Here is an 18,991-nt window from a genome sequence, read left to right as displayed (position 1 = left end):
GTCGCGAGCCGTGGGTTCTTGATGCGCGAACCGTGGATCCTTGATGCCTGTAGGTCGGCTTGGCGCGGGCGGACCCACGCCAAGCGGACCGTGGGACAGGTAAGTAGCGCCCCTCCTGGCCTCCACGCGCGTTGAACACGGCCGCGGGCATGCCAGTTGCCTGTCCCACGGTCCGCCCACCGCCGCCCACGGCCATTCACCCAGCACCAGCCAGCCACCGACGACCACGCGTCGGCGGGCTTCGCCCCTCGCACGAGAGTGCTGTCCGACCGGGCTCCTACGATGGGCCACATGAGCTCCCCGTCCACCAGCACAGCCATCGGCGCGCACGTCGACCAGACCGACCCGATCGCGGAGGCGCGCGCCCGTGACACCACGCTGGTGCAGTTCTTCCTCGGCAACCCGCAGAGCTACAAGGGCCCGGTCATCGCGTACGCCGGCGGCGCCGAGGGCCTGAAGGCAGATGCGGAGGAGGCCGGCGTCGACCTCTACGTGCACTCGCCGTACCTCATCAACGTGGCCACCACGAACAACCGGCTGCGCATCCCGAGCCGCAAGCTGCTGCAGTCCCACATGGATGCCGCGGCGTCCATCGGCGCCAAGGGGCTGGTCGTGCACGGCGGGCACCTCAAGGACGACGAGGACCCGTCGATCGGCTTCGACAACTGGCGCAAGGCGATTGCCGCGACCGACCTCAAGATCCCCCTGCTGATCGAGAACACCGCCGGCGGTGACAACGCGATGACTCGTTACCTCGAGCGCATCAAGGGCGTGTGGGGCGCGATCGAGGGTGAGGAGCAGGCCGACATGGTCGGCTTCTGCCTCGACACCTGCCACGCCCATGCCGGTGGCAACAACCTCGAGACCATCGTCGACGACGTGCTGGCGATCACCGGCCGCATCGACCTCGTGCACGCCAACGACAGCCGCGACGACTTCGACTCGGGCGCCGACCGGCACGCCAACCTGGGTGCGGGCCACATCGACCCCGACCTGCTGGCCTCGGTGATCCGCGACGCGAAGGCTCCCGCGCTCCTCGAGACCCCGGGTGGTTCCGCGGAGCACGTGGCCGACACCGCGTGGTTGCGCGAACGCCTCTGACACCAGGAACCCACGGTTGGCGCATCAAGAACACGCGGTTCGCGCATCAATAACCCACGGCTCGCGCTACCAGCCGGCGCCGAAGCAGACGAACGGGGCGGGCGCTCCGGTCGTCGTACCGGTCGCCACCGCGGCGGCCAGGGCGGCCGACGGGTCCAGGCCGGCGGCCAGGCCCTCGTGCAGGTGCGTGAGTACGTCGTGCGCTGCGTCGTCGGCCACGGCAGTGGGCGAGGCGATCACACAGCGCGCCCCCGCATGCAGCCAGGCCGAGGTCATCCCGATCAGCTCGTCGCCGAACCGCACCGACGACCGCCCGACCTCGCAGGCCGAGAGCAGCACCACCTGCGGCACCTCCGGCAGGGCGTCGACGTCGTAGCCGAACCACGGTCCACCGACCAGCTCGAGCCCGGAGAAGAGCGGGTTCTCCGCCGAGTGGCGTCCGTGCGCGGCCACGTGGAGCACGTCGACCCGGCCGGCCAACGCGGTCACCTCGTCGGCCGTGGCCGCGTCTCCGGTCAGCACCTCGGCGCTGGCCCAGCCCTTGGCGGCGGCGGTGACCTCCTCGACCGCGCGTGGCACACGGGGACCGGCGACCAGCCCGACCCGTTCCAGCGACAGCGGCCGTTGCCGCGCCGAGAGCCACGAGGTCGCCGATCCGGCCACGGTCACCGACCGTCCGACCAGTCCGGGCAGCAGCGACCACGGCGTCCCGGCCAGCCCACCGGACGGCGTGACCACCACCCGACGGTCGCCGATCGACTCGAGCAGCGGTGTCACCAACAGGTCGGCAAGAGTCTGCAGTCGCGCCGCGAGCCCGCGTCGTACGACGTCGGCCAGCGCGTCCGGCAGAGTGGTGGCCGCCATGTCGAGGTCGGGCAACAGTCCGGCCAGCAGCTCGCGCACCCGCGCGAAGGTGCCGAGCTCGAACTTCCTCTCACCGGCGTCCGTGACCACCAACCCGACCACCCGGTCGGCGCTGATCACCCAGGCGACCAGCGCGGTGTCGGTGCCGAGCTCCCGGCGTACGTCGGCCAGTGGCGCGGGCTCGGTGACCTCGCCGGAGCCCGGGTTGTGCCAGGCCCGCTCACGCACCCGCCGGCGCAGCTCGGCCTCACGGCGTGGCCGCGGGACCTGTACGTCGTCGCCACCGGCCTGGAGCTGTCTGAGCTCGGCGAGGTCGGCAGCGGTCTGTTCGTCGACCGGTGGCCGGACCGGCAGGATGCGGCTGGCCAGCATGCGCCCGCGCTCGGACCACTCGTAGAGCACGGCCGGGTCCCCGGAGTCCACGGCCAGGCGCAGGCCGAGCACGGCGAGACGGCGGCCCTGTCCGACGACGCCGGTCTGCAGGTCGAGGCTGCCGAACGTGCTCTGCCAGGCGTGCAGCTCCCCGACACCGGCGCGGATGTGCTGCAGAGCGGTTCCGTTGCGGCCCTGCGCGTGGGCAAGCTCGGCCCTGGCCGTGCGGCTGAGCAGGCGCACCCCCAGTGGAGCGTGCGATCCAGGCCGTACGGCGTCCACTCGAAGCCGCGCGTCTGAGTACGACCCACGTCGCACCATCACACGGGCGGCGTGCAGGCGCACCTGGTCAGCGCCCCACCGCAGTCCCTGCTCATCGAGCTCGGCGGCCAAGGCGTCGCTGCGGTGCACGAGTGCCGGGCCGCGACGACCCAGCTCGACCTCGGCGGCAACGACGACCGCCTCGGCCCGTGCCGCCCAAGCCCGACTGTCGACGCGTTCGAAGAGGTGCCGTGCGATGCGCGCCGCCTTCAGGGCTGCCTCCGGGTCGGCACGGACGAGGGTGCGGGCGAGGACCAGCTCGGCGTCGGCCTGATAGCGGTGAAGCTTCGAACGGCTGAAGGTCCGCGCGGCATCCCGAAGCACAGTGCACCCCTCCGTGACCAAACCTGCAGCGATCAGCGCCTCGGCACGATCCTGGTTGATCACCGCTTCCATCACGGCCCCGTCGGGGGCGAGGTAGGGGTGCGCGGCGTCCATGCTCTGCAGAGCGCCGACCAGGTCCCCTTCGAGCAGGCGCGCGTAGCCCAGGTTGTGGGCGGCCTTGGCGGTGAGGTAGTCGTTGTCGACCTGCCGGAAGTGGTGTTCGGCGCGCTCGAAGTCGGGCAAGGCGACCGATGGTCGTCCCTGCTGGAGGAAGACGTTCCCGCGGTTGAGGTGCACGCGGCCGAGCAGCAGGTCATCCTCGAGGGCATCGAGCGCCAGCTCGAACTCTCGCAACGCGGCCGAGGTCTCGCCGTGCAACATCAGGATCAGGGCGCGCTGGCTGTGCAGGAGGCCGACGGTCTCGCGGGACAGCCCCGGCCGTCCGGCCGCCGCGACACAGAGGTCGAGCGCGTCGGCGGTGCGTTTGGTCTGTGACATGACCAGAGCGAGGCTGAGCTCGATCCTGGCGCACAGGTCCTCCTCCGAGGCCAGGTCCAAGGCCTCCTCCAGCAGAGCCTGCGCGCGGTCGAACTGGCCCGCGTTCATCGCGGCTACTCCGCGTTCGTGCAACACCTCGGCTCCGACCACCCGGCCATCATGTCGTGATTCGGGTGCACCTCTCCACAGCGGTCCAGGCCCGGCTCACAGCTGCTGCGGTGTCCGGCGCTGCACTCGACGGCTCGAGGCCCTCGAGCAGGTTCGCCGCGAGCACGCCGGCGAGCACGGGCGCAGCGAACGACGTACCGCTCCACACCGCGAAGCCACCGCGGAAGTCGTCGGGGTCGATGGCCGAACGTGTGCGCCCGAAGGCCACCGTCTCGGCCATCGACTGGGCCCCTCCCTGGAAGGCGGGGATCGTCGACATCAATGCCGCGCCCGGCACGTAGGACCGCACCCAGGCGCCGGTGTTGGTGAAGAGTGCATCGCTGCGCCGGTTCGGGTTGAGCGCTCCCACCGAGACGATCGGAACGCACGTCGTGTCCACGGAAACCGGGCCCTGCCCGTCCGACCAGGGCGCGAACGCCGCTGGGAAGGCGGGTCGACTGGTGGCGTCGTTGCCAGCAGAGCAGACCACCACGACTCCATGTCGCCCGAGGTCCTCGAGGATGTCGCGGATGGTGAGGTCGAAGAGTCCGTCCTCCGGTGTCTCGTGGTAGTAGCCACACGAGAGGTTGAGCACGTCGATCGCCTGTCCACCAGGCTCGCCGGCGTGATGACGTCGCACCAACTCGGCGATCTGGCTCAGCGCACGCACCAGATCTGACTCCACGATCGGGCCTGCCGAAGGGACCACGCGCCACGCCAGGATGTCGGCATCGGGACACGTCTGGTGGACCAGGCCAGCGATGAAGGTGCCGTGGCCGGAGAGCGGGTCGATGGAGCCGTCCAAGGGACCGGTGAGGTCGCCGTGCAGGTCGGGAGCCGTTGTCGGGTCCGTGTAGCCGATCGCCTCGCCGTCGAGAGTGATCGACGTGTGGACCACGTCGTCCAGCCAGGGGTGCGGCGCGCATCCGGTGTCCAGGACAGCCACCACGGGTCGTCGGCCCTTGAGCTCATCGTCAGATCGGCGTACCGGAGCCGGCCCGACGTATGCGATCGGTTGGCGGCCACCAGTGCCTGCCCGTGCGTAGCTCGCGACGGCCGCGGACGTGCCACCCCGCGCCGGGTTGCCGTCCCAGACCGGGTTGCCGTCCCACACGGGGTTGCCGTCCCAGACCGGGTTGCCGTCCCACACGGGGTTGCCGTCCCACACGGGGTTGCCGTCCCAGACCGGGTTGCCGTCCCAGACCGGGTTGCTCGCGACCGCCACCCTGACGACGTGGTCGAGGCCGATTCCGCGCGTCATGTCCAGGCCGTACTTGGCCCGGGCCCGCTGCAGCAGGGTCCATCCATCAGGCGCCTGTGCCGCCTTGTTCCCGGAGACGGAGAGACTCAGCCGACGGACGCCGAAGCGGAGTTGACGGTCCTCGGCGAGGTTCTCCGGCGTGCGAATCTGCGCGTCGGCCGGTGCCGATGCGTACTCACGCGCGGCCGTCTCCTCCGGGTCGACGTCCCAACCGAGTTCTTTGGCGACGTCTCGGAGGATGTCGAGCGTCTCCGCGAAGTTGTTCCGGTAGGAGATCGTCAGCCGCGGACCGACGTACACCGTTGCCCGCGGCCGCACACCCTTCACCACCAAGGCTGTGGCGGGATCGAGGATCCTGCCTTCCACCGCCGCGATGGCCCACTTGGGCGGCGGCTGGGGGTCACGGTCAAGGGGTTCGGGACGCTTCGGCTCCTTGGGCTCGTTCAATTCAGAGCTCGGGTTCTGCATGGGGCGTTGTCCTCAGATCTCGAAGGCGGGCGTGGCGAACGGCTTCAGCCCGGTGTCGCGTGGGGTCAGGTGCAGGCGCACCATCCCGGCAGGCAGGTCGGTGAACTCGAACCGCCCGGTGTCGTCGCTCTCGACCTCCCAGGAGCGCCCGGTGTCGGGAACCGGCGTGGCGTGCACGGTGACCGGACCGGCCGGGGAGACCCAGCCGTCGAGTCTCGTGCCGCCCTCAGGTGCACCGACCGCGCGCACCAGCAGGTCGATGTCGTCACTGCTGAACCGCAGTGTGTACGTCGCGGTGCCGCGGGCCCCGGCGAGCATCTCCTCGCGGGAGACCAGCATCAGCAGTTCGACGTCGAAGTCGGTGCCGGCAATGGCCAGCTCGGCCTCCACCGCCGCCTGCATGCGCTCGACGAGCCCTGCCGGCATGGGGTCACGCTCGGTCCAGACCTCGCGCACCACCTGGAGGAGCCCGTCACGGCTGTAGTCCCTGGTCATCGTCCTGCCTCCGGGTCGTCGATCTGCATGAGGGCGATCCGCAACTTCGCCAGGCACCTGCTGCGGGTGGGGCCGATGCTGCCGACCGGCATGTCGAGGGTCTGCGCGACGTGCGTGTAGTCGGGCCGGTTCTCGAAGGCGACGATGCGCAGCAGCCTGCGGCACCGGTCCGGCAGCTCGTCGACCACCCGCCACAGCTGGGAGCTCTCGTCGGCCTCGACCGCATGCGACTCCGCCGAACGCTGTCGCGGCAGCCGGAAGGCGATCTCCTCGTCCTCCACGGGGATCGCCTGGTTCTTCAGCTTCGAGACCCGCCACGCCTCGCGACGTGCGGTCGTCGTCAGCCAGCCACCGATGGCCACTGGGTCCTCGATGGCGTCGCGGCGACGCACCAGCGCCAACCACGTCGTCTGTACGACGTCCTCGGCGAGCTCGTGCGGCAGGCGGTAGGAGCGCACCACGTGCCACAGCACCGGCGTCATCACCCGGACCAGCCCGGAGAGCCCCAGCTCCCCGGTCTCACCGTCGGTCCACGCACGGAAGCAGGCTGACGCCTCGGCCCAGACCTGGCCGGCTGACTGGGTCGGGGCGCGGGGTGTCGAGTCACGTGAAGGAGTGCCCATCACCTGCATTGTCGCCATACCCACACAGGTGTGCCAGAGAACGGCCCAGATACCTGTTCGAAGAAATTTCGTCCCGATGTATCTGGCGGCCCACCGGCCACTCCTGAGCGCTGGAACAACGGGGGTGACCGGCCGGGGCCGACGAGTGACGTGGGGGTTCACTCGGCGGCCCCGCCCGGTAGCCTCGCCCTCGTGTCTTCCCCCGCTGCCGCCCACCCCGACGCCCCGCTGACCGTCCGCACGATCGACGCCGACGCGCACCTCGCCTACCTGGCCGGCCAACGCTCTGCCAGCTTCCTCCAGACCCCGGCCTGGGGCGCGGTGAAGGCAGAGTGGAAGCGCGAGTCGATCGGCTGGTTCAGTGACGACGAGCTGGTCGGCGTCGCGCTGGTGCTCTACCGCCAGCTGCCCAAGGTGAAGCGCTACCTCGCCTACCTGCCCGAGGGCCCGGTCATCGACTGGGACGCCCCGAACCTCGCCGCCTGGCTGGCGCCGATGGTCACCCACCTGCGCCAGGCCGGCGCGTTCGGCTGCCGCATGGGCCCGCCGGTGGTGACCGCGCGCTGGTCAGCGGCCCAGGTCAAGGAGGGCATCGCCAGCGACGCCGTACGCCGACTCGGCGAGGTCGCACCCCTCGAGCGCAGCGTGGTCGGAGCCCGCGTGGTGAGCCAGCTCAACGAGCTCGGCTGGAAGCAGCTGGTCGCCGAGGGTGGCTTCGCCGCCGGCCAGCCTCAGTACAACTTCGTCATCCCGCTGCGCCACGACGACGGCACCGCCCGCACCGAGGACGAGGTCCTCAAGGGGATGAACCAGCTCTGGCGCCGCAACATCAAGAAGGCCGCCAAGTCCGGGGTCGAGGTCACCCGCGGGACGATCGAGGATCTTCCTCTCTTCCACGACCTCTACGTGCACACCGCCGAGCGCGACCACTTCACGCCGCGGCCGCTGGGCTACTTCCGCACCATGTTCGAGGCGCTCTCCTCGTCCGGTCCTGACGTCGAGATCCGGCTCTACCTGGCCCGCCACGAGGGCGACCTGGTGGCCAGCACGATCTGGATCCGCTGTGGCGCGCACACCTGGTACTCCTACGGCGCCTCCTCCACCGAGAAGCGCGACGTACGCGGCTCGAACGCCGCCCAGTGGGCGATGATCCAGGACTCGCTGGCCGCGGGCGCCGACGTCTACGACCTCCGCGGCATCACCGACACCCTCGACTCCGACGACTCCCACGTCGGGCTGATCCAATTCAAGGTCGGCACCGGCGGCGAGGCCGTCGAGTACGCCGGCGAGTGGGACCTGCCGATCAACCGGCTCATCCACAAGGCCTTCGACGTCTACATGGCGCGGCGCTCGGGCGGGGGCAACTGATGGGCCTGAGCCTCTACGTCGACGCAGCGCGCTTCCGGGCCAACCAGCACCGCATCCTGGCCACCCTCCCCGAGGTGGTGCCGGTGGCCAAGGGCAACGGCTACGGGCTCGGCAACCGGCGCCTGGCCGACGAGGCCCGGTCCCTGGGCGTCGACACGCTCGCCATCGGGACGTACGCCGAGGTGGACGAGGTCGCCGACACCTTCCCCGGCTCGCTGCTGGTGCTCAGCCCGTGGCGTGCCTTCGAGGCACCGACCGAGCCGAACCCGCGACTGATCCACACCATCGGCCGGGTCTCCGACCTCGAGGGGCTGCTGGCCCGCGACCCCGAGGCCCGGTTCGTGCTGGAGCGGCTCACCTCGATGGTGCGCCACGGCTTCACACCGCGCGAGCTGCGCGAGGCCGGCGACTTCCTGCGCAGCCACGAAGGTGGTGCCAGGTTCGAGGGCATTGCGTTCCACCTGCCGATGGGCGGCGCATCCCACCTCTCCGAGGTGCAGCGGCTGATGACCGACGCGGTCGCCGCCGGCCTGCCGCCGACCACGATCTGGGTCAGCCACCTCACCGCGGCCGAGCTGGCGCAGCTGGCTCGTGCGTGGCCCGACTACACGATCCGCCCGCGCATCGGCACCGACCTCTGGCTCGGCGACCGGGGCGCGTTCACCGTCAAGGCGACGGTGCTCGACTCCCACCACGTCGAGCGCGGTGCCCTGTTCGGCTACCGGGGTCGGGCTGCGCCCAAGACCGGCACCATCCTCGTGGTCAGCGGCGGCACCGCCCACGGCATCGGGCTCGAGGCCCCCACCGGCGCGAACACCATCAAGGCCCGGGCCGGCGCGATCGCCCGGGGTGGACTGGACGCGGCCGGGTTCGTGCGGTCGCCGTACAGCATCGGCGGGAAGCAGCGGCTCTTCGCGGAGCCGCCGCACATGCAGGCCAGCATGCTGTTCGTGCCACAGGGATCAGCGGTGCCCGACATCGGCGACGAGATCGACGTCCGGGTCCGCTACACCGCGACTGCGTTCGACCGCGTCGTCATCGCCTGAGCAGGGTCCCCCGCCGTCACGCTTCGGGCCGGGAACCGAGCACGCGAGCGGGCCGAAGAACGGGCACAACGACCGTCCCACCCCCGAAATCGGGCCGAACCATGGCGTTGTGCCCGTTCAGAGGTACGACGCCGTCCGACGAGGGCGCTCGCTACTCGACCACCGAAGCCCTACGGGCTTCAGCCGGCTCGTGATCAGCCCGGACCGGGTCGTGGTGCGGACGCAGGATGTCACGCACGATGATCGCGACCAGGTAGAGCTCGCAGGCCATCCGCACGACGATGGCGAGCCAGTAGAACCCGGGGTCGTCGCCGCCACCCGGCTTCAGGAAGCCGCCGAGGTACCACCACACCGACGCGAAGTAGAACAGCTCGCCGGCCTGCCAGATGAGCTGGTCGCGCCAGCGTGGCCGGGCCAGTACGGCGAGGGGCAGCAGCCAGAGGGCGTACTGCGGTGAGTAGACCTTGTTGACCAGCAGGAAGCCGGCCACGACCAGGCAGCCGAGCTGGGCCAGGCGCGGGGTCTTGGGGGCGGCCAGGCCGAGGATCAGCACGAGCGCGCACCACCCGATGAAGAAGATCCACGACGCCTTGTTGATCTCGTCCGCGGAGAAGTCGTGGCCGGCCTGCGAGACCACCAGCCAGATGCTGCCCAGGTCGGCGCCCCGGTCGGAGTTGAACGTCCAGAACACCTTCCACGCCGACTCCGACGAGAGGTACGCCGGCGCGTTCGCGACCACCCACGCCAGGCCCGCGGTGATCGTGACCTTGAAGAAGTCGCTCAGCCGCCGCCGTCGCAGGCAGATGATCAGCACCCCGCCGAGCAGGAACAGGGGGTAGAGCTTCGTGGCCGTGCCGAGCCCGATCATCACCCCGGTCCACACGGGTTTGTCGCGCGACCACGCCCAGAGTGCCCCGGCCACCAGCGCCACCGAGAGCAGGTCCCAGTTGACCAGGCCGTTGAAGAGCAGCACCGGCGAGGCGGCGAAGAGCGCCGCGTCCCACGGCCTGCGTCGATGGGCCCGGGACAGGAACCACGCGGTCAACAGGGTGGCCATCGCGAGCAGGACGGCGCTGACCGCGACGTACGTCGTGATCTCGTCGAGCACGTCGGGGTCCGAGTAGTGCTCCTCGACCGGCACCTGCGGCCTCGTGCCGATGTCGGGCGAGCCGCTGACCCAGTGCGTCACCCACGCGGCGCCGTAGGCGAAGTAGGAGATGCCGACCGGGTACTCCATGACCTCGAAGCGGTCGCGGCTCTCCTGGTCGTCGGTGTAGGGCCAGTTCAGCTCGACGAACCCGCGCCCGACGTACAGATAGGGCAGGTCGGAGTAGCACATGTGCGAGTAGCGGGTCTCGCCGTCCATCCAGTTGTCGGAGTAGCACGGTGCCTTCTGCACCATCCCGAGCGCGAAGACGATCGCGGTCATCGCGAGGACGACGCGCACCGGCGTCCACCACGGGTGGGGGGCGGCGTGCTCGCCGACCGGGCCTCCGATGCCCTCGCTCAGCGCGGCCGCCACCGGGTCCTCGCGGGTCGGGGCGGCCACGCCGTCGTGGTCGGGAGCGGTCACCCCGCGGTCACTCGATACGAGCGGCTGGCTGTGCCGACTTCGTCTGTCCCGGCGGATCCTCGTCACAGCCACCGAGAATGGTGCAGCTCTCGGTCGGCGACGGTTCGGTCGTCGGAGTCTCCGACGGCGGACCCGGGGTCTTCGTGGGTTTCTCCGACGGAGTCTCGCTGGGCTCCTCGCTCTTCGTCTTCGAGGGCTTGGGCTTCGGCTTCGTCGTCTTCTTCGGCGGGGGCGGCGGCGGCACGTACGGCGCGTGGCCGTCATCGGGTGCCTCGCCGTCGACGTAGACGGGCTCCGGGAAGTACTCGACGTCCTTGCCGTCCATGAGGCGGCTCATGATCGCGGTCCACGTCTGGGTCGGGTAGTTCGCACCGTAGAACGGCTCGAGGTAGCCCTCGAGGCTCTCGTTGCCCTTGCCGCGGACGTACATCACGGCGGTGGCCATCTGTGGGGTGTAGCCGACGAACCAGGACGACGACACGTTGTCGTCGGCGTTGGTCGCCGTACCCGTCTTGCCTGCGGCCGGACGGCCGAGGGCCTGGGCGTTGGCGCCGGTGCCGTTGGTCACCACCTGCTGCATGGCATAGGAGACGTCGGCGGCGATGTCCTCGTCGAGCACCCGCTTGGTGTGCACCTTGTGGCGGTAGAGCTCGGTGCCGTCGCGGTCCTCGACCTTCTCGATCACGTAGACCGGCGCCGCCTCACCGCCGTTGGCGATCGTGGCGTAGGCGTTGGCCATGTTGATCGGGCTGACCGTCGCCGAACCCAGCGCGATGCCCGAGTTGGCCTCCAGGCCGGGCGAGTCACGAAGGTTGTTCATGGTGCCCTCGCGCTTCTTCGCCTTCGGAATGCCCAGCGCGTTGGCCATGTCGAGGATCCTCTGGGGGCCGTCGGGGATCGAGTCGGTGAGGTCGGCGTACACCGTGTTGATGGACTCCTCGGTGCCCTTGATCAGGTTCACCGACGAGCCGTAGTCATTGCCTTCGCCATCGGGGCCGGTGCCCTCGTTGCGCGGGCCCTTGGTGCCGTTCTCGAAGTAGAACGGCGAGTTCCCGTCGAAGGTGTCCTTCAGGGAGAAGCCGGCCTTGATGCCCGCGGCAAGTGCGAACGGCTTGAACGACGAACCGGGCTGGCCACCCGAGACGGCCCAGTTGATCTGCGACTTCAGGTAGTCCTGGCCGCCGTAGAAGCTGCGCAGCGCACCGGTGCCCGGCTCGACGCTGGCACTGGCGACGTGCAGTTCCTTGAGCCCGTCGGGACGGGCCTCGTCGACGCCCTCCTCGGCGGCCTTCATCGCGTCCTGGTCGAGCGTGGTGGTGACCCGGAGGCCGCCGCCGTTGATCTCCTGCTCGGTGAAGTCGAGGCGCAGGAGCTCCTTCTTGATCATCTCCAGCATGTGGCCGCGCTGTCCGGCGTACGACGACTCGGACTTGACCTTGGGGAACTTCGGCAGCCGCTTCTCGGCCCGAGCAGCCTGGTCCGCGGGGACGGTGTCCATGTCGGCCATCTCGCCCAGGACGTAGTGGTAGCGCTCGAGGAGCGCCTCCCGGTTGGCCTTGCCGTTGGCCGGGTCGAACAGTGTCGGGTTGTTGATCACCGACGCGAGTACGGCGCTCTCCCGCAGCTTCAGCTTCTTCGCGGGCTTGTCGAAGAACGCGTGGGCGGCGGCGTCGATGCCGTAGGCGCCGCGTCCGAAGTAGATCGTGTTGAGGTAGCCCTCGAGGATCTCCTCCTTGCTCTGCTGGCGCTGCAGCTTCAAGGAGACGATCGCCTCCTTCACCTTGCGGGTGTAGGAGCGCTCCTGGCTGAGGTAGAGGATCTTGACGTACTGCTGGGTGATCGTGGAGGCACCCTGCTGCGCGTTGCCCTTGGCGTTGCTGAAGGCCGCCCGGAGGATGCCCTTGGGGTCAATGCCCTTGTCGGTCCAGAAGCTCTGGTTCTCGGCCGCGACCACCGCGTCCTTGATCGTGTCGGGCATCTCGTCGAGCGAGATCGAGTTGCGGTTCTGGGTCGCGAAGCTGCCGAGCTCGGCCTTGCCGTCGTCGTAGTAGACCTTCGTGGTCTCGGTCTGGAAGTCGGCGTTGGGGTCGGGGACGTCGATGGTGCGGTAGAGCACGACGAACGCGATCGCGCCGACCAGGGCGAGCACCAGCCCGCTGATCGAGGTCCACTTCAACGTCTTCTTGAGGCGTCGCTTCAGCGGGCTCTGGTCCGGCTTGCCTGCGGCGGGCTTCTTGCGCGCGGGCACGCCAGCCTTGCGCTTTCCTGTCACGTGGTGGTCTCCGTGGGGTGCGTCGTACCAACGTCGGGCACGGGTACTTCATGGGCCAGTGGAAAAGAGTACGCGGACTGTCCTCGTTCACCCGGATCAGTGACGCGCAACACCCCGGATTCACCCGCAGTTCTCACAGAGCGCGATATATCGCTACGATAGGTCTGTGGCAAGGCGCGGAGAGACCATCGAGCTGGCAGTCCTCGGACTGCTGCACGAGTCACCCATGCACGGATACGAGCTCCGCAAGCGCCTCAACCTCATGCTCGGGTGGGGGCGCGTGCTCTCGTACGGCTCGCTCTACCCCGCGCTGAAGAAGATGCTGCGTGCCCAGTGGATCGAGGAACGCACCGTCAAGAACCCGGGTGCCGTGGTCAGTCGGCGGCCCCGGATCGTCTACCAGTTGACCGAGACCGGTGACACCGAGTTCGGCCGGTTGATGTCGGAGGTCGGCCCCACTGCGTGGGAGGACGACAACTTCGACATCCGCTTCGCCTTCTTCGGTCGCACCGACATGGAGATCCGTCTCCGGGTCCTCGAGGGTCGCCGTACCCGTCTCCAGGAGCGGCTCGACAGGGTGCAGTCGCAGCTGGCCCTGACCCAGAAGGAGATGGACCAGTACGCCTCCGAGTTGCAGAGACACGGAGTCGAATCGGTCGAGCGGGAGGTCCGCTGGCTCTCGGACCTCATCAACGCCGAGCGGAGCCAGCAGAAACCACCGGTCGAACCACAGACCTGAGCAGCACCAGCACGACAAGTCAGCAGGACAAGCCCGAGGCGATGAAAAGCCTCGACAAGAGCAGGAAGAGGAAACCGAATGGGTTCGGTACGCGTAGCAATCGTGGGAGTCGGCAACTGCGCCACCTCCCTCATCCAGGGTGTCGAGTACTACAAGGATGCGGACCCGGCCAGCTCGGTTCCCGGGCTGATGCACGTCAAGTTCGGTGACTACCACGTCTCCGACGTCGAGTTCGTCGCCGCCTTCGACGTCGACGCCAAGAAGGTCGGGTTCGACCTCTCCGAGGCCACCCAGGCCTCCGAGAACAACACGATCAAGATCGCCGACGTGCCGCCGACCGGCGTCATCGTCCAGCGTGGCCCGACCCTCGACGGTCTCGGCAAGTACTACCTCCAGACCATCGACCAGTCGGACGCCGAGCCGGTCGACGTCGTCCAGGTGCTCAAGGACGCCGAGGTCGACGTCCTGGTGTCCTACCTGCCGGTCGGTTCCGAGCAGGCCGACAAGTTCTACGCCCAGTGCGCCATCGACGCGAAGGTCGCCTTCGTCAACGCGCTGCCGGTCTTCATCGCCTCCGACCCCGAGTGGGCCAAGAAGTTCGAGGACGCCGGCGTCCCGATCGTCGGTGACGACATCAAGTCGCAGGTCGGCGCGACCATCACGCACCGCGTGATGGCCAAGCTGTTCGAGGACCGCGGCGTGACGCTGGACCGCACGTACCAGCTCAACGTCGGCGGCAACATGGACTTCAAGAACATGCTCGAGCGCGAGCGCCTTGAGTCCAAGAAGGTCTCCAAGACCCAAGCCGTCACGTCCAACCTGACCGGCTCGCTGGCCGGCCTCAAGGACAGCCGCAACGTCCACATCGGTCCCTCGGACTACGTGGCGTGGCTCGACGACCGCAAGTGGGCCTACGTGCGCCTCGAGGGTCGCGCGTTCGGTGACGTGCCGCTGAACCTCGAGTACAAGCTCGAGGTCTGGGACTCCCCGAACAGCGCCGGCATCATCATCGACGCCGTGCGTGCCGCCAAGATCGCCAAGGACCGCGGCCTCGGTGGCCCGGTCATCTCGGCCTCGGCGTACCTCATGAAGTCCCCGCCGGTCCAGATCGAGGACACCGAGGGTCGCATCCAGCTGGAGAAGTTCATCGCCGGCGAGTGACCAACCGTGCATCCTTGATGCGCGAACCGTGCATTCTTGACGTTCGAGCCGTGGATTCTTGATTCATCAGAACCGCCGCTCACCCCCTCAGGGGTGGGCGGCGGTTTCGCATTTCGCCGTACGGCGTGCGCGACCCGGTGTCGGCGTACGTCGGCGGGCGTGCCGCGTCAACAATCCACGGTTCGAGGCGCAAGAACCCACGGTTCGCGCATCAAAAGGGCATGGTTCGTGGATCAGGCGAGGAGCTCTGCGAGGACCTCGCCGAACTGGGTGATCGCCCACTCGAGCTGCTCCTCGGTGATCACGATCGGCGGGGCCAGGCGCACGGTCTGGCCGTGGGTGTCCTTGGCCAGGATGCCGCGGGCCAGGAGTCGCTGGCAGACCTCGCGGGCGGTGGCCACCTCGGGGTCGATGTCGACGCCGGCCCACAGGCCCTGGCACCGCACCTCGGTGACGCCCTTGCCCTCGAAGGCGCGGAGCCCGGAACCGAGCCGGGCACCGAGCGTCTTCGCGCGCTCCTGCATCTCACCGGTCTCGAGGAGCTGTACGACGGCGAGCCCCACCGCGGCAGCCAGCGGGTTGCCACCGAAGGTCGAGCCGTGCTGGCCCGGCTTCAGCACCCCGAGCACGTCGGTGTTGCCGACCACGGCCGAGACCGGCACGATGCCCGCGCCAAGGGCCTTGCCCAGCAGGTAGAGGTCGGGCACGACGCCGACGTTGTCGCACTGGAAGGTCGCGCCGCACCGGCCGAGGCCGGACTGGATCTCGTCGGCGATGAACAGCACGTTGTGCTCGCGAGTGATCTCGCGGACCCGGGGCAGGTAGTCCGCCGGCGGGATGCCCACGCCGGCCTCGCCCTGGATCGGCTCGACGAGCACCGCGACGGTGTTCTCGTCGATGGCCGCTTCGATCGCATCGGCGTCGCCGTAGGGCACGGTGACGAAGCCGGGAGTGAACGGGCCGTAGTTGTCGTGGGCCTCGGGGTCGTCGCTGAACGAGATGATCGTGGTGGTGCGCCCGTGGAAGTTGCCCTCCATCACGATGATGTTGGCCTGGTCGGCGGCAACGCCCTTGACCTCGTAGCCCCACTTGCGGGCCACCTTGATCGCGGACTCGACGGCCTCCGCGCCGGTGTTCATCGGCAGGATCATGTCCTTCTTCGCCAACCGGGCCAGCGCCTCGGCGAACGGACCGAGCGCCTCGGAGTGGAAGGCGCGACTGGTCAGCGTGACCTTGTCGAGCTGTTCCTTGGCGACCTTGGTCAGCTCGGGGTTGCAGTGCCCGAAGTTCACCGCGGAGTACGCCGCGAGGCAGTCGAGGTAGACCTTGCCGTCGATGTCGGTGACCGTGGCGCCGGTGGCCTCGGCGACGACGACGGGGAGCGGGTGGTAGTTGTGCGCTGCGTGGGCATCCACGACCGCGATGGCGGCCTGCTGTGCCTCACTGACTCCAGCGAGTTCGTCGTGGTTCGTCATGGGAGTGACGATAGTCACCGACCGACCGAAATCACGAACTCAGCCGGGCCCCCCAGGTGCTCGCCGTACGCCGGTAGCCCAGCGCCTCGTTGACCGCGAGCATCGGGACGTTCGCGGCATCGTTCCCCGTGAAACATCGGGTGACGCCCGCGGCGGCCAGCGCGACCAGCGAATGCCGCTTGGCGAGCGTGGCCAGGCCCAGCCCGCGGTGCGTCGGGCGGGTGCCGGTCATCGAGTTCCAGGACCGGTCGTCGGCAACGGTCACCGACCCGTAGGCCAGCACCACGTCGCCCGACATCACGGCACGACCGAGGTCGGGGCGGTGGTCGGGCTCGGCCCACTGCCCGACGGCGTACTCGTCGAACGGGATCTGCCGGGTCAGCCCCGACGGGTCGTCTCCGGCGGCCGCCTCGTGGCACTGCCAGACCGCCTCGACCCCCGCCTCCGAGAGAGGTACGACGACCAGCCCGTCAGGCACCACGCCGGGAGCGGCGACGGTCGACGGGTCCACCACCGAGATCGTGTGCTCGCGTTCGAGCGTGACGCCCCAGTGCGCGGCGACCGCGGTCGAGTGCTCGTCACCGTTGACGATGCCGGTCAGGTCGACGTCGCCGGCGACCGCGCGCATCCGGGCCAGCAGCAGGGAGCCCACTCCGCGACCGGTGTGGGCCGGATCGACCTGGATCATCAGCCTGGTCTCGCCGGTGGCACTCGTGCGGAGCCGGCTGACGCCGAGCACCTCGCCGTCCTCGGCGACCACGAAGCGCGCGAGCGTGTTCGGGTTGTGCGCCATCTCGTGGAGCACCGACGCCTCGGAGGTGATCAGGTAGGGGCTGGCCGCACCGGCGACCCGGGCCCATCCTTCTGCCGCGCCCTGGGTGGCGAAGCGCAGCTGCCTCACGGGATCAGGTCGCCGATCGTGCCGAGCACACCGCCGCCCTTCTTCTCCGGGGCCGGCGGTGGCCGCCACTCGTAGGCCTGCACGACCACGAACCCGGGGCCGTGGAAGACCATCTGGACGGCCTCGCCGGAGCCGCCGCGCAGCATCGAGCCCATGTTCATCGAGTTGTGCGTCGAGGGGGTCAGCGACGCCGACCAGCACACGGCGGCGTTGCGGTCGACGTAGACCGGCTGCTGCGAGCAGTCGAGCACGATCGGCTTGCCGACCACCGAGACCGCCGCCGTGCCGGTGCCGCCGACCGTGGTGTTGAACAGGCCGCCGGCCATCAGGCCCGCACCCTTGATCCGGTTGATGTCCCAGGTGAGCGAGGAGTCGAAGGCGAGCAGGTTGCGGAAGTTGACGCTGATGCCCTCGTTCTCGAGGTGCAGCAGGTGCACGTAGCCGGCCTCCTGGGCGAAGAAGACCTCGCCCTGCCCGGAGACCCGCATCAGCGAGACGTCCTCACCGGTGACGACCTTCTTGGCCAGCTTGCCCATCGAGCCGGACTTCTCGTGGTGGAAGGCGAGCCGCCCCAGGAAGCTGACCATCGCGCCCTTGGTGGCCAGCACGTCGGGGCCCAGCCCGACGCGGAGCGTGCGGTTGTTCTGCAGGGCCCAGCGTTCGTCGCTGCGCACCGGCATGTTCTCGGCGTCGAAGATGCGGCTCTTCATGCCGAACCCCTCAGCCGCGGGCGCCGGTCGAGACCGGCGTCCATTCGAAGGACTGTACGACGACGAAGCCGGGCCCGTGGAAGACGTACTGGACGGCCTCGCCCGAGCCGCCGCGCAGCATCGAGCCCATGTTCATCGAGTTGTTGATGCCCGGTGCCAGGCCGGCCGACCAGCAGACCGCGGAGTTGGGGTCGACGAAGACCGGCTGCTGCGAGCAGTCGAAGACGGTGGGCTTGCCGATGCAGGCCACCGCGACGGTGCCGTTGCCGCCGACGGTGGTGTTGAACAGGCCGCCGGTCATCAGGCCTGCGCCCTTGACCCGGTTGATGTCCCAGGTGAGTGAGGAGTCGAAGGCCAGCAGGTTGCGGTAGTTGAGGCTGATGCCCTCGTTCTCCAGCTCCAGCAGGAAGACGTAGCCGGCGTCGGAGGCGAAGTAGACCTCGCCCTGCCCGGAGACCCGCATCAGCGAGACGTCCTCACTGGTGACGATCTTCTTGGCGAGCTTGGCCATGCTGCCGGACTTCTCGTGGTGGAACTGCACCTGTCCGGTGTAGGCCACCATGGCGCCCTTGGCGGCCAGGACGTCCGGGCCGAGCCCGACGCGCAGCATCTGGTCGTTCTGGAGGGTGAAGCGCTCCTGGCTCTGCACGCGGAGGTTCGACTGGTCGAAAAGGTCGCTCTTCATGGCGCCAAGCATGCCCCCATCGGCCGCGCCGACAAACCCGCCACCGTTGATCGGCGCGGCTCGGCCTCCGCAGGCCGGGCCGCATCACCCAGGCGGCTGACTCAGCCAGTGCCCTCGGCGTCGGCCTTGATCCGCTTCAGGGTCTGGCGCATGCCGCCGCGCAGCTCCAGCTGGAACGACTCCTGCCCACCCATCACGGCCTTGATCAGGGTGTCGGAGATCTTCGTCGTGCCATTCGGCACCTGGCGCCGCTGCACCACCCGGGTGCCGTTGGCGATGGGGTCGAGGCTGAACGACCAGACGGACTTGTTGTCCTTGATCCGGAACGCGAACTCCCGCTCGGGCTCGAACCGGATCACCTTGGACCGGGTCGGCCAGACCAGGAGTCCGCGCCGGTTGATGTTCACCGTGCGGGTGCCGAGGGCGATGCCGTCGCCGCGCACGATCGTCTTCACCACCTGCGGGCTCCACTGCGCCATCCGTGGCATGTCGGTCACCAGCGCCCACACGGTCGCCGGGTCGGCGTCGATGTCGATGGACTCCTCGAGAAGCTCCAGAACCTCAGTCATGACGACGGACGCTAGTGC

Annotated in this window: 16 protein-coding genes; 5 read left to right on the top strand and 11 right to left on the bottom strand. The window is 69.2% G+C overall.

What is annotated here, in order from left to right; translation table 11 throughout:
- The first annotated feature begins 291 nt into the window (after window positions 1-291).
- Window positions 292-1,101: a deoxyribonuclease IV gene (locus ASH02_RS01535; RefSeq protein ID WP_082563905.1), complete on the top strand. Its 810-nt coding sequence runs from the start codon at window positions 292-294 to the stop codon at window positions 1,099-1,101.
- 66 nt (window positions 1,102-1,167) lie between these two features.
- Here the strand turns inward: ASH02_RS01535 and ASH02_RS01530 are convergent, their stop codons facing one another.
- Genes ASH02_RS01530 through ASH02_RS01515 form a run of 4 tightly spaced genes read right to left on the bottom strand, consistent with a single transcriptional unit; the run spans window position 1,168 to window position 6,474 of the window.
- Window positions 1,168-3,630 carry a CHAT domain-containing protein gene (locus tag ASH02_RS01530; protein ID WP_056684117.1) on the bottom strand — a complete coding sequence of 821 codons (2,463 nt, stop codon included), beginning with the start codon at window positions 3,628-3,630 and terminating at the stop codon, window positions 1,168-1,170.
- 7 nt (window positions 3,631-3,637) lie between these two features.
- A complete protein-coding gene (locus ASH02_RS26550; RefSeq protein ID WP_156409679.1) occupies window positions 3,638-5,356 on the bottom strand; it encodes a S8/S53 family peptidase in 1,719 nt (572 codons plus the stop codon).
- 12 nt (window positions 5,357-5,368) lie between these two features.
- Complete coding sequence (locus tag ASH02_RS01520; RefSeq protein ID WP_056684123.1) at window positions 5,369-5,851, bottom strand: hypothetical protein; 483 nt, start codon at window positions 5,849-5,851, stop codon at window positions 5,369-5,371.
- Window positions 5,848-6,474, bottom strand: a complete 627-nt coding sequence (locus ASH02_RS01515; protein ID WP_056685207.1) for a sigma-70 family RNA polymerase sigma factor — start codon at window positions 6,472-6,474, stop codon at window positions 5,848-5,850. The genes ASH02_RS01520 and ASH02_RS01515 overlap by 4 nt, the downstream gene beginning before the upstream one ends.
- Window positions 6,475-6,666: 192 nt before the next feature.
- Between ASH02_RS01515 and ASH02_RS01510 the strand changes: the two genes are divergently transcribed.
- Entirely contained in the window at window positions 6,667-7,842 is a 1,176-nt protein-coding gene (locus tag ASH02_RS01510) for a lipid II:glycine glycyltransferase FemX (RefSeq protein WP_056685211.1), read from the top strand.
- Window positions 7,842-8,888, top strand: a complete 1,047-nt coding sequence (locus tag ASH02_RS01505; protein WP_056684126.1) for an alanine racemase — start codon at window positions 7,842-7,844, stop codon at window positions 8,886-8,888. The genes ASH02_RS01510 and ASH02_RS01505 overlap by 1 nt, the downstream gene beginning before the upstream one ends.
- A gap of 151 nt (window positions 8,889-9,039) precedes the next feature.
- On the opposite strand, the gene ASH02_RS01500 is transcribed toward ASH02_RS01505, so the two are convergent.
- Window positions 9,040-10,461 (bottom strand): glycosyltransferase family 87 protein, encoded by a 1,422-nt coding sequence (locus tag ASH02_RS01500; RefSeq protein WP_056684130.1) that lies wholly within the window; start codon window positions 10,459-10,461, stop codon window positions 9,040-9,042.
- 7 nt (window positions 10,462-10,468) lie between these two features.
- Window positions 10,469-12,733 (bottom strand): transglycosylase domain-containing protein, encoded by a 2,265-nt coding sequence (locus ASH02_RS01495; protein ID WP_082620766.1) that lies wholly within the window; start codon window positions 12,731-12,733, stop codon window positions 10,469-10,471.
- 166 nt (window positions 12,734-12,899) lie between these two features.
- Between ASH02_RS01495 and ASH02_RS01490 the strand changes: the two genes are divergently transcribed.
- Both ASH02_RS01490 and ASH02_RS01485 read left to right on the top strand, forming a co-directional pair.
- Entirely contained in the window at window positions 12,900-13,472 is a 573-nt protein-coding gene (locus ASH02_RS01490; RefSeq protein ID WP_056684136.1) for a PadR family transcriptional regulator, read from the top strand.
- Between the two features lie 78 nt (window positions 13,473-13,550).
- Window positions 13,551-14,633 (top strand): inositol-3-phosphate synthase, encoded by a 1,083-nt coding sequence (locus tag ASH02_RS01485; RefSeq protein WP_056684139.1) that lies wholly within the window; start codon window positions 13,551-13,553, stop codon window positions 14,631-14,633.
- Between the two features lie 233 nt (window positions 14,634-14,866).
- On the opposite strand, the gene rocD is transcribed toward ASH02_RS01485, so the two are convergent.
- From rocD to ASH02_RS01460, 5 genes are all read right to left on the bottom strand, one after another.
- Entirely contained in the window at window positions 14,867-16,108 is a 1,242-nt protein-coding gene (rocD, locus tag ASH02_RS01480; RefSeq protein WP_056684142.1) for an ornithine--oxo-acid transaminase, read from the bottom strand.
- A gap of 31 nt (window positions 16,109-16,139) precedes the next feature.
- A complete protein-coding gene (locus ASH02_RS01475; RefSeq protein WP_057294151.1) occupies window positions 16,140-17,009 on the bottom strand; it encodes a GNAT family N-acetyltransferase in 870 nt (289 codons plus the stop codon).
- Complete coding sequence (locus ASH02_RS01470; protein ID WP_056891706.1) at window positions 17,006-17,719, bottom strand: AIM24 family protein; 714 nt, start codon at window positions 17,717-17,719, stop codon at window positions 17,006-17,008. Before ASH02_RS01470 ends, ASH02_RS01475 begins: the two co-directional genes overlap by 4 nt.
- A 10-nt stretch (window positions 17,720-17,729) precedes the next feature.
- Window positions 17,730-18,404, bottom strand: coding sequence for an AIM24 family protein (locus ASH02_RS01465; RefSeq protein WP_057294150.1), 675 nt, complete (start codon window positions 18,402-18,404; stop codon window positions 17,730-17,732).
- A 101-nt stretch (window positions 18,405-18,505) separates the two neighbouring features.
- Window positions 18,506-18,973: an SRPBCC family protein gene (locus tag ASH02_RS01460; RefSeq protein ID WP_056684154.1), complete on the bottom strand. Its 468-nt coding sequence runs from the start codon at window positions 18,971-18,973 to the stop codon at window positions 18,506-18,508.
- Between the last annotated feature and the right edge of the window lie 18 nt (window positions 18,974-18,991).

The sequence above is a fragment of the Nocardioides sp. Soil796 genome (assembly GCF_001429525.1).
In the GTDB taxonomy this organism is placed as follows: Bacteria; Actinomycetota; Actinomycetes; order Propionibacteriales; family Nocardioidaceae; genus Nocardioides.
This window is presented reverse-complemented; position numbering and strand designations above follow the sequence as displayed.